The 12,669-nt window shown below is 65.0% G+C and carries 10 protein-coding genes; 3 read left to right on the plus strand and 7 right to left on the minus strand.

Annotated features, from left to right (window positions below; all coding sequences use genetic code 11):
• Window positions 1–81 precede the first annotated feature (81 nt).
• The 3 genes from LDO13_RS07810 (at window position 82) to LDO13_RS07820 (ending at window position 4,865) form a co-directional block, all read left to right on the plus strand.
• Window positions 82–1,848 carry a gamma-glutamyltransferase gene (locus tag LDO13_RS07810; RefSeq protein ID WP_224049721.1) on the plus strand — a complete coding sequence of 589 codons (1,767 nt, stop codon included), beginning with the start codon at window positions 82–84 and terminating at the stop codon, window positions 1,846–1,848.
• Window positions 1,845–2,600 carry a YoaK family protein gene (locus LDO13_RS07815; protein ID WP_224049424.1) on the plus strand — a complete coding sequence of 252 codons (756 nt, stop codon included), beginning with the start codon at window positions 1,845–1,847 and terminating at the stop codon, window positions 2,598–2,600. Before LDO13_RS07810 ends, LDO13_RS07815 begins: the two co-directional genes overlap by 4 nt.
• 675 nt (window positions 2,601–3,275) lie before the next feature.
• Window positions 3,276–4,865 carry an amino acid permease gene (locus tag LDO13_RS07820; RefSeq protein WP_224049425.1) on the plus strand — a complete coding sequence of 530 codons (1,590 nt, stop codon included), beginning with the start codon at window positions 3,276–3,278 and terminating at the stop codon, window positions 4,863–4,865.
• 291 nt (window positions 4,866–5,156) lie between these two features.
• Here LDO13_RS07820 and LDO13_RS07825 read toward each other — a convergent pair whose 3' ends face one another.
• From LDO13_RS07825 to LDO13_RS07855, 7 genes are all read right to left on the minus strand, one after another.
• Window positions 5,157–6,332 (minus strand): DUF2254 domain-containing protein, encoded by a 1,176-nt coding sequence (locus LDO13_RS07825; protein ID WP_263422150.1) that lies wholly within the window; start codon window positions 6,330–6,332, stop codon window positions 5,157–5,159.
• A gap of 252 nt (window positions 6,333–6,584) precedes the next feature.
• Window positions 6,585–7,253, minus strand: coding sequence for a GAP family protein (locus LDO13_RS07830; RefSeq protein WP_224049426.1), 669 nt, complete (start codon window positions 7,251–7,253; stop codon window positions 6,585–6,587).
• Between the two features lie 192 nt (window positions 7,254–7,445).
• Complete coding sequence (locus tag LDO13_RS07835) at window positions 7,446–8,525, minus strand: sulfite oxidase (RefSeq protein WP_224049427.1); 1,080 nt, start codon at window positions 8,523–8,525, stop codon at window positions 7,446–7,448.
• Between the two features lie 25 nt (window positions 8,526–8,550).
• The gene (locus LDO13_RS07840; protein ID WP_224049428.1) at window positions 8,551–9,417 is read right to left on the minus strand and encodes an enoyl-CoA hydratase-related protein; all 867 of its coding nucleotides are present in this window, start codon (window positions 9,415–9,417) and stop codon (window positions 8,551–8,553) included.
• A gap of 26 nt (window positions 9,418–9,443) precedes the next feature.
• Complete coding sequence (locus LDO13_RS07845) at window positions 9,444–10,781, minus strand: Dyp-type peroxidase (RefSeq protein WP_224049429.1); 1,338 nt, start codon at window positions 10,779–10,781, stop codon at window positions 9,444–9,446.
• Window positions 10,782–10,783: 2 nt separating this feature from the next.
• Entirely contained in the window at window positions 10,784–11,911 is a 1,128-nt protein-coding gene (locus LDO13_RS07850; RefSeq protein WP_224049430.1) for a DUF4331 family protein, read from the minus strand.
• Between the two features lie 5 nt (window positions 11,912–11,916).
• The gene (locus LDO13_RS07855; protein WP_224049431.1) at window positions 11,917–12,468 is read right to left on the minus strand and encodes a hypothetical protein; all 552 of its coding nucleotides are present in this window, start codon (window positions 12,466–12,468) and stop codon (window positions 11,917–11,919) included.
• Between the last annotated feature and the right edge of the window lie 201 nt (window positions 12,469–12,669).

Consider the following 12,669-nt stretch of genomic DNA (forward strand, 5'->3'; position numbering starts at 1 on the left):
CGATGACTCCCGGGCGCACAGCCTAGAAAGGCAGATGCATTGAATTTCACAACCCGCCCCGAACTCACCGGGACGTTTGGAATGGTTTCCTCCACGCACTGGATTGGCTCCCAGGTCGGCATGGGCGTGCTGGAGCGCGGCGGCAACGCCTTCGACGCGGCAGCCGCAGCGGCGTTCACACTGCAGGTCGTCGAGCCCCACCAGAACGGCCCCGGCGGTGACCTCCCGCTCATCTTCGCCCGTGCCGACGATAAAAAGCCCACTGTGCTGTGCTCCCAGGGTCCGGCCCCGGCGGCCGCAACCCCGGAGGCCTTCGCCGAACTGGGGCTCGATATGGTGCCCGGCACCGGGACCCTGGCCGCGGCGATCCCAGGATCGACGCTTGGCTGGATGACGTTTGTGCGCGATCACGGGACCATGAGCCTGAGTGAGGTCCTGTCCATGGCAGCGTCCTATGCCGAGCACGGGTTCCCCGCAGCGGCGAAGGTCGTGGAGTACATCAAACGGATGGAGCCGCTGTTCCGCGAGCACTGGGGACCGTCCGCCGATGTCTACCTGCCCGGGGGCCTGGTTCCCGTCGAGGGGCAGCTGCTCGTTAACAAAGCCCTGGCCCGCACCTACCGGCGCCTCATGGACGCGGAAGACGTCGTACTGCTCGGCGGCGGCACCCGCTCCGAGGGCTTTGACGCCGCCATCAGGGCATGGACGGAGGGATTCGTTGCCGAGGCCATCGCCGCGTTCGTCAAGACGCCCTGGCGGGACTCGAGCGGGCGCGACCATGCCGGCTTCCTCTCCCGTGAGGACATGGCGTCGTGGCGGCCTCACTATGAGGCGCCCGTGACCCTGGAATTTCGGGGGCACACGGTCTGCAAGCCCGGCTTCTGGAGCCAGGGTCCCGTCTTCCTGCAGCAGCTCGCCCTGCTGGACGGGATGGACGTCAAACCGGGCACGGCGGACGGCATCCACAAGATTGTGGAGGCCACCAAACTGGCCTTCGCGGACCGGGATGCGTGGTACGGCGACGTAGCCGACGTTCCGTCGCATATCCTCCTCTCAGCCGAGTATGCGGCCGAGCGCCGGAATCTCATCGGTGGCGCGGCCTCGATGGAAATCCGGCCCGGCCGGCCCGGCGGCCGTGAGGCGCTCCTACCGGAGCTTCGTGTCACGGGAGACTTTGACATCCGCGGGCTCAGCGGCGTCGGCGAACCCAACGCCGTCGCTGCGCTGCTGGATTCCGGCCCCGCGTCCAATGGGGAGGCCCGCTCGGACACCGTGCACGTCGACGTCGTCGACCGCTGGGGCAACATGGTCTCGGCCATGCCCAGCGGCGGCTGGCTGCACTCCTCTCCCGTCATACCGGAGCTGGGGTTCCCGCTGGGGACCCGGCTGCAGATGGCATGGCTCGAGTCGGGTCTACCCAACACCCTGCGTCCGGGGAAGCGGCCCCGCACCACACTTTCTCCGACCCTGGTTCTGAAAGGCGGCGAACCGGTGCTCGCTTTTGGCACCCCCGGCGGCGATCAGCAGGACCAGTGGCAGCTGCATTTTCTTCTCAACCATTTGCTCGCCGGGATGAACTTGCAGGAGGCCATCGATGCGCCATCGTTTCACAGTACGCACTTTCCCAGCTCCTTTTATCCACACGAGCATCAGCTCGGCGTCGTCGTGATAGAGCGGCGGATCGGCGCGGAGATCGTGCGGGAGCTGCGGGCGCGCGGCCACCACGTCGGCGTGGCGGGTGACTGGGAGATCGGCCGAATGTGTGCAGTCTCTCGGGATCCTGCGACGGGGACCGTGCGCGGGGCCGCCAACCCGCGCGGCATGCAGGGCTACGCGGTGGGGCGATGACCGCGCTTGTAACGAAAGATGCTCTCGCAGCTGCGCCCGTGGCCCGCACGCCCGCGGCGCGGCTGCACCTCTGGCTCATGCTTATCCTGACGTTTTCCACCGGCGTCATCGATGCCGTGGGCTATCTGGGCCTGGACCGGGTCTTCACGGGCAATATGACGGGCAACGTGGTCATTCTGGGCATGGCGCTGACCGGCACAACCAATTTGCCCGTTGTCGGCCCCGTATTGGCCCTGGCCTTCTTCTTCGTCGGTGCGATGGTTTCCGGGCGTATGCTGCGGGGAAGGCCCGACGGCTGGTCCGGGCCTACGTCCATGGCGCTGGGCGTGGTCAGTCTCCTGCTGTTGGCTGTCGCAGCCGTATTGTTCTTCCTCGGAGCGCACGATTTCCCGCACCAGGCCGAACTCGTGACTTCGGTGCTCGGGCTCGTCATGGGAATCCAGGCGGCCGCAGCACGGCACGTCAAAATCGCCGATGTGACCACGGTAGTAGTCACATCGACCCTGACGGGGCTGGCGGCCGACTCACGCTTCGCGGCCCGCAAGGATCAGGATTGGCGCAAGCGGCTGCTCGCGGTCATGCTGATCCTGCTCGGCGCGCTCACCGGAGCTGCTCTCCTGGCCGCGGCCATGTGGCTGCCCATCCTGCTCTCCGCTGTGCTCACAGCCGGTGTAGTCGTCGCGGGCCATCTCCGGGTCCGGACCGATGCCGGGCGCAGCGGCAGGAAGGTTTCCTTCAGGCGCCGGCGCTGAGTTGCCCCAGCGCAAGGTGGCCTAGACAGCGGGGCGTGATGGCCTTGCTCGCCTTCGGTGCGGCAGGTCGTTGCGTCGCGGAAAGTGAGGCGCTTGCCGGTCGAACCGGTGAATTCGGCGAGGGCACGCCTCGCTTTCCGCGACGTTCCAAAACCTCTCGCTGCAGTCCGCTACCCGGGCATCATCGCTCATCGCTGGCCGCCTGTCCTAGCAGATAGTTAGAGCTTCTTACCAACCTTGCTGAAGTAAATCAGCAACTCTTACGCTCGGCTCGAATTGATATGCCTATGACTAAGGGCTTGGCGGTTCGGACGCGCAATATTCGCGATGCTAAATGTCGCTTCCCGGACGTGTGTTAGCTTGATCACCATCCTTGCCGGCCCGGGGGCGCCGGAAGGCTTGAATCCACCACAGCTACCTTTTCGGAGGCACCATGGGACTTCGCTCCCACATGCAAGTAGGCGGTCGGGCTATTGCTGCCGACACTCCTGAAACCGGTCTTTACTCCGGTTCAGGACTTATTCTCAATTCTGGGTCCACTACGGAGGTGGCGCCGCGCGGGAACGCTCTGGCGTATCTGCTCGACACGGCAGTCGAAGAAGCCTGCACCGGTCGCGCCGCTGGCTGCACGGGCAACCCGACCCGTCCCGCATCGGTGGTCCTGGGTGGTGCGGCATGACACCACCGAGCGGAACTTTCGTAGAAATCAAGCCCGATGGAACAGCGCAACAGGGGTCCTCCCTTGCGAGCGGGGCAGATCGTGCTTCCGGTGAAGCCACCAACGAACTCAAGCGCGGGCTAAGCAGCCGCCACCTGCAGATGATAGCCATCGGCGGTGCGATCGGTACCGGGCTGTTTGTGGCCTCGGGCAGCACCATTTCCCAGGCGGGTCCCGGAGGTGCGTTGGTCGCCTACGCGCTGGTCGGGCTGATGGTTTTTCTGTTGATGCAGTCACTGGGCGAGATGTCGGCCAGAATTCCGGTTGCCGGTTCTTTCCAGTCCTTCGCCACCCGTTTCGTCTCCCCGTCCTTTGGGTTCGCGATCGGCTGGAACTATTGGTTCAATTGGGCCATCACGGTGGCCGCTGAGCTGGTCGCGGCCGGAATCATCATGGACTTCTGGTTGCCCGGAGTCCCAGGATGGGTGTGGGCCGGGATCTTCCTGCTGGTGCTGACCGGGCTAAATGCCCTCTCGGCGAAGTCGTTTGGTGAGTCTGAGTTCTGGCTCTCACTGATCAAGGTCGGCGCGGTGGTGCTCTTCCTAGTGGCGGGCGTGCTGATGATTTTCGGCATCCTTGGGGATAACTCTCCGGGACTGAGTAACTGGGAAAACCGCGATGACGTGTTTCACGGGGGTTGGGTCTCGATCATTTCAGTCTTCATGGTTGCCGGGTTCTCCTTCCAGGGCACCGAACTCGTAGGAGTCGCCGCAGGCGAAGCGAAGAACCCGCGCCGCGAAGTGCCGAAGGCCATCCGCACGGTCTTCTGGCGCATCATGCTCTTCTACATTGGTGCCATCTTTATCATCGGCTGCCTCATCCCGTTCACCGATCCGAGCCTGCTGGCTTCCGGCGAAGCCGATATTGCAACATCCCCATTTACCCTCGTCTTCTCTCGCGCCGGAATCGCCTTCGCAGCGGCCTTGATGAACGCCGTGATCCTGACCGCGATCCTGTCCGCAGGCAACTCCGGGCTGTATGCCTCCACCCGGATGCTTTACGCCATGGCCCATGACGGCATGGCCCCGAAGATCTTCGGCCGCACCAATGCACGTGGCGTGCCGGTCCCGGCGTTGCTGGCCACCGCGGCTGTGGGACTCTTCGGGTTCCTCTCCGCGATCGTCGGTCAGGGCGCAGCCTACTCCTGGCTGCTGAACATGTCGGGCCTATGCGGCTTCATCGTCTGGGTGGGGATTGCGGTTTCCCACTACCGATTCAGGCGCGGCTTCCTGGCCCAGGGAAACAAAGTCAGCGACCTGCCTTACAAAGCGACCCTGTTCCCCATTGGCCCACTGCTGGCCTTCACCCTGCTCATACTGGTGATCGCGGGACAAAACTACGAGGCTGTGCTTGCAGGACGGAGCATGGAGGTACTTTCCTCCTATATCGGGTTGCCGGTCTTCATCGTTCTGTGGCTTGCTCACCGCCGCATCACCAAATCCAAAGTGGTGCCGCTGCTGGAGATGGACCTCACGGCACCTAAGGACCTCGAGGACGAACCCAGGGGCGGCAACCCGTCACTCACCGCATTGCGAAGCTCGCGGTAGCCGAGGCCCCAGAAGGAAGGAAGCGCGGGATCTAGGTCAGAGAGTGGGAAGCCGGGTGAGAATTAAACCCGGCTTCCCCCCGGGTCAGTAGCGGCCGGTTTCTGCCCGTAGTCCTCGCCGAGAGGACGGTCCTCTCGCAGAAATTCCCTAACGACGACGCTGATCTCGTCGGTCTCATCGCCATCGTCCTGAGACTGGGCGACCTGATCTGGCGACGGACCTGACGCGGATCGACCGGCGGAGGCGGTTATTGTCTTGGCGCCTGCGGCTGCGTTGCGAGAAGGGCGGCGTTCACTCGGTCCTGGAGTTGGAGTTGGAGGAGGGGAGCCTGAGAAGCGGGCCAGATCTCGAGCAGATTGACCAGCAACCGCCGAAGGCGGTCGAGCACCATGGTGAACGGCGTCGCGAATTGCAGCAGATCCTCGATTGCGATGCGCAGGTAGTCCTCCCAGATGGGCAGCACAAGTCGGACGCGTGTAACGCCGGCGTCATCAGATACGTCTGAGACTGCCAGGTCTCTCTTCGCCACCGCCCGCAGCAGTCCCTCGGCGGCGTCGATGGCGTCCACTGCTGTCGCGGGTCGTTGACGGAGGGGGACAGCGCCCGTAGCGCGATATCGGCAAGCAACCGTAAAGCCAGCGTCGGGTCCTGGTCGAAGGTCCGTTCGGCGCTAAGCACCACTGCCGCCCGCACAACCTCATGGCTCAGTTCACCTCCGTGGATGCCGGCAAGCGGCGAGTCATCGTGGACGGTGTCTCCCACGCCGACGCAGAACACCACGAGCGCGTCTGCTCGCGTGGCCTCATCAATCAGCCGCCGAAGCTCTAGCTGCTGAACAACTCCGGGCACGCCGGTCCAGGTGATGGTGCGCCGCATCTCCGGCAGCTGCGCGGAAGGCTCATCGGGCACCTTCGGGTCGGATCGCAGCGGATAAACAGCAGCGATCACGGCGCGGCCGCGCGAGGTTACGGCTTCCAGCACCGATGGCAGCTTGAGCGACAGAAATGCTCGAATCTGCAGGGCCCGGATGAGCGCGAAAGTAACGAGAGTGGCGAGGAGCGCTGTGACCGGTACGAGTGCCGTCACCTCGCCTAAGTTAATACTGACGACGCCTGCGGTCACGGCAAAGGTGAAGACGGCGACGGCCAATGCGAAGGTTCGCCACACGAGGGGGTCGCCGTGAAAGAGGTTCCACCGTGGCGAGAAGCTGCTGGCGGACCATTGCACCACGCCGAAGAGCAATGCGAAGACAATGCTGATCACGCCGATCACGCCGATTCCGAGGGTGAACAGAAGCTCGGAGAGTCGGTTTCCCTCCACTGTTGGTCCACCGGAGACCCGGGGGAGCGCAAGGCCGAGGGCCAGACCGGCCAGCGAGCAGCACAGCTGGGCGAGGCCCGCACGCAGTCGTCGCCGTGCACGGAGCAACCGCCGGGGAGCGCCGCGCGACGAAAATGCGTTCGCCACTTAGTCGCGGCCGCTCATCTCGCCCTAGCGCTATCGGGTAATACGGGCATCACAACCTCCTGGGCGCGCCAACATTGTGATCAGCTGGCGCGGATCGCGGCATCGTTTGGAATGCATGGATCCTCCCCAGTCTTCCACGTTAGCTTCTGCGGATCTTGGTTTTCACCGCTCTCGCTCGGGATGATCCGGGACGTCAAGCCCACACGCTATCTGGCGGCGCCCCTGCCGGCGTAGCCGATGATCCCGTGGGGCTCAGAGGTTGTCGATCCCGTTGCCAATGACCACTACGCCAAGCACGAGGAGAAGGACAGTCATGACTGGTGCGTTGTTCTGCACGAGCCAATCACGCAGCGACTCGAGAGGCGGCGTCATCTGTTTGGACGCGACAAGGTATGCGATGACCGGGATGGCGACAGTACTGGCCGCGACGAACACGAAAACGGCGATTGCCAGCGTTTCTTCGGCGCGGGTGGACCCACCGGCGCCGATGGCGAGCCCGGCCCCGATGGCCATTAGAAGATTCTTCGGGTTTGCCGCTGCGAGAAGGAAACCGAGGAAGGCCGCGCGTCCGGTGGTTACGGTATCGATGGCTGCCATCCATTTGGGAAGTTCCGCCTTCTCGCCGGCTGTCGGACGCATGCGCCATTGCCGTAGTGCGAGGAGGAGAAGTCCGGCGCCCAGGAGAATCTTGATGGTCCCCGCGATAGGCCTGGAGCCTGGGTCCTCCTCGGGAATGAGGCCGCTGAGCAGGGTGGAGACGACGACGGCGACGATGATGCCGATGACCCAGCCGAGGAGGAAGCCCACGCTCACTCCCTTCGCCTGTGGCGACAGGAGCATGAGAATCGCGGCGATAATCGGGACGGGGCTGATGGCTATGCCGAGGGCTAGAGGGAGGATTCCCCCGATTTCGGATCCCATGCAAGCTTCCCTTCGCGCGGGCGCCGGCGCTCGGTGACGGCACGAAAACGAGCCCGTTCCGGGCCCAGTTTCGTGGTGGCACATGTAGCGGCCGCACCTGATGGGTTCGCCGGTATCCCGTTCGGGAGCAGCGGGGCTTCAGCCCTTATCACGTACCTTCTCCAGCCGCACAGTGAAAGCTGCGCGGCGGGGTCAGGTGATGTCGATGTAGATAACTTCGACGGCGTTGTTGCCGTAGCCGAGCCGGTTCCAGGGCGGGACTTCGGGCTGGACGTTTCCGGCCGCGTCTGTGGCCCTGGCGCGAATGGTGTGGCGTCCGATGTCTGTGGCTTCCCAGTCGAATGACCATTCCTGCCAGTGATAAGGGCCTGACGGGGGCTGGAGGGTGGCCGCGTACCACTCGCCTTCGCCGGTGAGGCTAACGTCGACGCGTGTCACCGGACCGGTACCTGACCAGGCTTTGCCGCGTACCGTATGCGTGCCGGCGGCGATAGTCGATCCGGCAGCCGGATCGGTGATGCGGGCCCGTACGTGCATGATGTCGACGGGCTCCGCGGGACGGTCTGCCCATTCGTACATGTAGTGTCCGGTCTGGAACTCGCCGACGAACGCCTCGGTCAGGACGTCGATCCGTTTGAGCCACTTCACGGAGGCCACGGCGTACCAGTGCGGGACGATGAGCCGGAAAGGAGCCCCGTGGTCCTGGCCCAGTGGGCCGCCGTTCATCTCGTAGGCAATGAGTATCTCTGCGGCCGGATCGGCGGCGCGGGCCAGGGGCAGCGCGCGGACGAAACTCAGGTTAGTCTTGTCGGTGTCGGGGAGCACGGGGGTGAGGTGGTAGGCGCCGTGGTCGGCGCCCTCGAAGCGCACGTCGACGCCGCTGGCGTCCGGGCGCGCTTGTGCGAGCACTTCATGCAGGAGGGCCCCCTTCCATCGGGCGGTCGAGACGGCGTAGTCGCCCCAGGGCTCACCGCTGGGCAGGGGACGCATTTCCAGCCGCCCGTTTCCCGCGCATTCGAGGGTGACCGCACGCTCGTGCGGGGGCATGGCCCGAAGGTCGTCGAGCGTCAGGGTCAGGGGATGGCCCACGGCGCCGCCGATCTCGAGCGTTCCGTCGTGGGAGGGCACTGAGAAGTTGCTACGGACGTAGTGCAGCTCGGTGGGGGTGATCTCGCCGAGAAGCGCAGCAGGTGGCGCTTCGGCATTGTACGGTGCCGGGTTAATCATCTGCAGGGCGGAACGTGCGGCGCGCAGTTCGTCGGTTACGTCCATGGCTAGACCTCCTGATGGATCCTGATTAGTAGTCGGCGTCGCGGAAGACAGGTTCGCGGTCTTCGTTGAAGGCGCCGATGCCTTCAATGCGGTCGGGATGGAGGGCCGAGCGCCAGTGCGCTTCCATCATGATCGCGATCGCCTGTTCCACCGGCTGCCCCGCCCCTAGTTGCACGGCACGTTTGACCGCCTGGACCGCGGTCGGGGAGTTGCTCGCGATGGTCTCGGCGATGCGCGCGGCTGCGTCCGCCAGTTCGTGCTGGCCGTGGATCTCGTTGACCATGCCGAGGCGGTGCGCTTCGGCTGCGGTGATCGGGTCCCCGGTCATGAGCATTTGCATGGCCCTTCCGGTTCCGAGGAGGCGCGGCAGGAACACCGGTGAGCCGCCGCCAGCCGAGAGGCCGATCATCGCCTCGGGCTGGCCGAAGGTGGCATTTTCTGAGGCGATGATGAAGTCGCAGCTCTGGGCGAGCTCGCATCCGCCGCCGTATGCGATTCCGTTCACGGCGGCGAAGAGCGGCTTGCGCAGCTGCCTCACGGTGTACAGCGTGCGATCGAAGGCCTGGCGCTGGCGCAGCCAATCCTCTTTGGTCATTTTGTTGCGCTGACGCAGGTCGCTACCGACGGAGAAGGCCCGGTCTCCGGCGCCGGTGAGTATGACGACACGGACCGCGGTGCGGACGGCGATCGTTTCGATGATTTCGGTCAGACGCGCGCCCATCTCGGTGGTGATCGCATTGTCGGCGTGGGGCCGGTTGAGCGTGACCACCGCGATCTGGTCGTCCTTGCGGTAGTCGAGGAGGATGGGGGACTCTGGTTCCACGGCATCGGGGGAGGGGCGGGCGAAGTCGAGTTTCTTCCAGCGGTCGGCGCCCGCGGACGTCGGGGTCATGTCGTGCTCTCCTTGGGTGGGGGCGGTCATGGCAGCTCTGCCAGCCAGCGCATCGCCGACAGGCTCGGGGCGAAGAAGTATTCGCCCCCGCGCGTGGTCACGAACGGGGGTACATCGTGCAGCCGGCGCCGGATCGGCCGCTGGGGGATGGTGAAGCTCGTCGTGCCATCGCCCGGGCCGACGAGAGGGTCCGCCTCATTCGAGGCGCCGATGAAGATACCGTCATTTAGCCATTGGGTCTTGACGAACTCGAACTGGCGCTTGATGTGGGCGCCGGCGAACACAAAGATGATGCCGCGGTCGGCGCCGTCGTCCTCCAGAACTCCCTCGGGGAGTTCGGGGCCGTAGCTGGTGCCGCGCCGGATCATCCGGTGCAGGCGGACGTTGACGCTGCCGTCGCTGTCCAGCGCGTCGCGCGGGTTCGCGCGCCGTGCGTGGGCGCCCACGGGGCATTTGAATCCGCGGGGGTCGTCGCCGTACAGGAAGTTGTTGTTCTGCTCCGGGTCGGTGCCGAGTTCCGGATCGTCCCGATCCGGGGAGAGCGCGAGCGGGGCTCCTCCTTGCCACCGGCCGACCATTTTCGCGCCAAGGAGTGCCTCTTCCTGGCGGCTGGCAGCCTTCGCGCGAAGGTATTGGCGGTAAGCAGCCACCTTCGTGTGCAACTTTCGGAGGACGACATAGGTGCCGTTCCGGCCCAGGACGTCCGGAGTAGGCATCGGCGGCAACTCTCCCGTCTCGTCAGGGTAGCCGAGGATAATCTCGCCGGCCTTGAGCGGCCGCTCGTGCGGGTTCGACGGCGGCCGGCCGCTGCCCTCCACAGCCGGCTGGCTGATACCGTCCTTGAAGCCGAAGGAGGTACGCCCGGTCGGGAGCTGGTAGCAGTCCTGACGCCAGAGGACCGTGATGCCGGTCAGCTCCTGATGGGCGCGCCGGGCCTTTTCAATGACGGCCTCGAGGCGAGCGGGGTCGGGTGAGAGCACCGCTATCGCGATGTGGACGTCGGGCGTGCCGAGCGGCTCCTCCCAGTGCTCCGGGCTGCTCTCGCCGACGTCTCCGAGGTGCACCGCGCGCGCGGCCATCCCTTCGCGAAACTCGGGGGCGAAGCTGTCCAAGGAGGACTGCGGTACCCCGAGGGCTTCGAGTCCGTGATACGTGAACCCGACGGTCATCCAGGCGTCGTGGGCGGGATCGGACGAGGGCGTCCCGGAATCGACGACGGCGGCCAGCCTGCTGACCAGCTCGTGCCCGTCAGTGCGGTCATCGATTCGCAACAGCAGGTAGGCGCCGACGTAGGGCGAGGGGCGTTCGTGTAACGCCCCGCTTTGAATGTCGTCGAGCTCGAGGCCAACGCTGTTGGAAGACATGGTCAGTGGTGTTCCGGAGGTTCGGGCGGGTTCTGGTTGGGCGCGGAGAGGTAGGGAAAGCTGCGCGAGGCCGGCCGCGAGGACCCGTCGACTCCATCGCGGATGACAGGCCCGTTGCCAGCATTGATCAGAGTCGTGAAGAAGGTGTCCATGACATCATCGTTGAGCGTGCGTCCCCCGCAGGTCTCGTGGGCCCGGCCTTGGCGGGCGGAAAGTTCTATCTCGAGGAAGGAACCCTGCTCCTGGTAGGGCTTGGTGACGTCGACGACCAGGAAATCGGCGAGCACGAGCTCGGTCAACGGATGGCCGTTGCCGTTGGTCGGCCAATCGGTCTTCCCGTCGAGGCTGTCCCAGAAGGCGAGGTTGGCGTTCAATCGCGCCCGATATGCGCCTTCGTACCCGTGGGCGAGGTGGAATGCGTCCTCCATGTTGTACAGGTCGCGGATCTCAAGGTCTTGATTGACCGGATCGAACTGTTTGGGTCCGAGCATCAGGTTTTTCACCTCGGGCCGCCCGACGTGTTCGATACGCACGTTGAACGTGCCGCGCGTCAGCGTCTCGGCGACCACTCCAACGAGCGTTGCGGCACCCAGCAGCGAGCAGTCGATCTCGAGGACAAGTCCGAGGACGTTCTTGCCGTCAAGGTAGATCGCCCCAGGGTCCGTGAAAGCGAGCTGGCCGGTCGCTACTGTTTTCAGCGCCGCGGGAGCGTCCAGGATGAAAGGATCCCAGCGCGCACCCGCGAACACCCGGACGCCGTGGCCGGAACCGCCACCGTCGTCGTTGACGCGGAACGAGACTCTCCCGCCCGACGGAGTCGTGCAGGTCCCCTCCTGATCGAAGGGTTGCACGTCCGGGCTGGTCGGCGTTGTGAACACGCAGTCGAACACGAACTCCTCGGCGCCGGCAGCGAACGGTGCCGCGTCGCCGGCCGCGGTGGAGGTAAGCGGTCGGAGGCGGAACCGGTAGATGAGCCCGTCAGAGAAGGCGTTGGAAATCTTTGCGAACGGCAGTGTGTTCATCACGAGAACCAGATGCCCAGCGCGGTCCGGGCTTGGAAAGGCGTAGAAATCGGTGATGTCGGCGATCGGGTTGGCCAGTGCCCGGGGGCCGGAAATGTGATCCGACATGCCCGTCAGTCCCCGGCCTCGTCGAGCAGCGGCTGCAGCGCAGGGTGCTGAAGCGCTGCCGCGGCGTCGGGGTGGTCGAGCACGCGCTGGAAGGCCGCGTTCACCCGCTGCGCCTTGCGGATCTCCTTCACGGTGCCGGGGTAGTTGCGTGCATACGCAGCGGCACGTTGCTGAGCGCCGAGTACAAATGCTTTCTCGGTGGCCAGGTCGGGCAGACCGTCGTAGCCCTCCGCGTGCTCGAAGATCAGATTGAAGAGCGCGAGCGTCGGCCCCGAGTTGAAGAAATCTTCCATGTAGGCGTCCCACCGGCCGTCGAAACTTGTGATGAACGCAAGACGCGTGTCGTCATCGAAAAGTACGAACCGGGCTTCGTGGATTGTCGTGATCGCCATTCCGTAATCCCCTGGCCGGTACCCGGGGGTCTGTTGCAGATCGTTCAGCGCGGCCCGCAACGATTCGCTCCGGCCCGGTTTCACACGGAAGAACAGGCTGAACTCGCTGGTGGGGCCGACGCCGAGGCCAGGATCGGACGGTTGGGGCGGCGCGGATGTCGCCATGCGGTGCTCCTTCGCTGATGTCCGGCAAGCATGTCAGGAGTCCCCAACCCGCACCTCACCCGAATGGGGTGACTCGGCATCACTTTCAGGCACCTACTTGCATATCCCGTCGCCATCTTCCTGTTCGGTCGGCGAGCGTGGCGGAAACCGATTGCAAGGCAACGCCGGGGCGTCTGCTGTGGATCTTGTCGCCGTCGACAG

This window comes from Arthrobacter sp. NicSoilB4, assembly GCF_019977335.1.
Classification (GTDB): domain Bacteria; phylum Actinomycetota; class Actinomycetes; order Actinomycetales; family Micrococcaceae; genus Arthrobacter.

Excerpts from the sequence above, each read along its gene's own strand:
- LDO13_RS07810 (WP_224049721.1), top strand. The coding sequence starts at position 82 with ATGGTTTCCTCCACGCACTGGATTGGCTCCCAGGTCGGCATGGGCGTG.
- LDO13_RS07815 (WP_224049424.1), top strand. The coding sequence starts at position 1,845 with ATGACCGCGCTTGTAACGAAAGATGCTCTCGCAGCTGCGCCCGTGGCC.
- LDO13_RS07820 (WP_224049425.1), top strand. The coding sequence starts at position 3,276 with ATGACACCACCGAGCGGAACTTTCGTAGAAATCAAGCCCGATGGAACA.
- LDO13_RS07830 (WP_224049426.1), bottom strand. The coding sequence starts at position 7,253 with ATGGGATCCGAAATCGGGGGAATCCTCCCTCTAGCCCTCGGCATAGCC.
- LDO13_RS07835 (WP_224049427.1), bottom strand. The coding sequence starts at position 8,525 with ATGGACGTAACCGACGAACTGCGCGCCGCACGTTCCGCCCTGCAGATG.
- LDO13_RS07840 (WP_224049428.1), bottom strand. The coding sequence starts at position 9,417 with ATGACCCCGACGTCCGCGGGCGCCGACCGCTGGAAGAAACTCGACTTC.
- LDO13_RS07845 (WP_224049429.1), bottom strand. The coding sequence starts at position 10,781 with ATGTCTTCCAACAGCGTTGGCCTCGAGCTCGACGACATTCAAAGCGGG.
- LDO13_RS07850 (WP_224049430.1), bottom strand. The coding sequence starts at position 11,911 with ATGTCGGATCACATTTCCGGCCCCCGGGCACTGGCCAACCCGATCGCC.
- LDO13_RS07855 (WP_224049431.1), bottom strand. The coding sequence starts at position 12,468 with ATGGCGACATCCGCGCCGCCCCAACCGTCCGATCCTGGCCTCGGCGTC.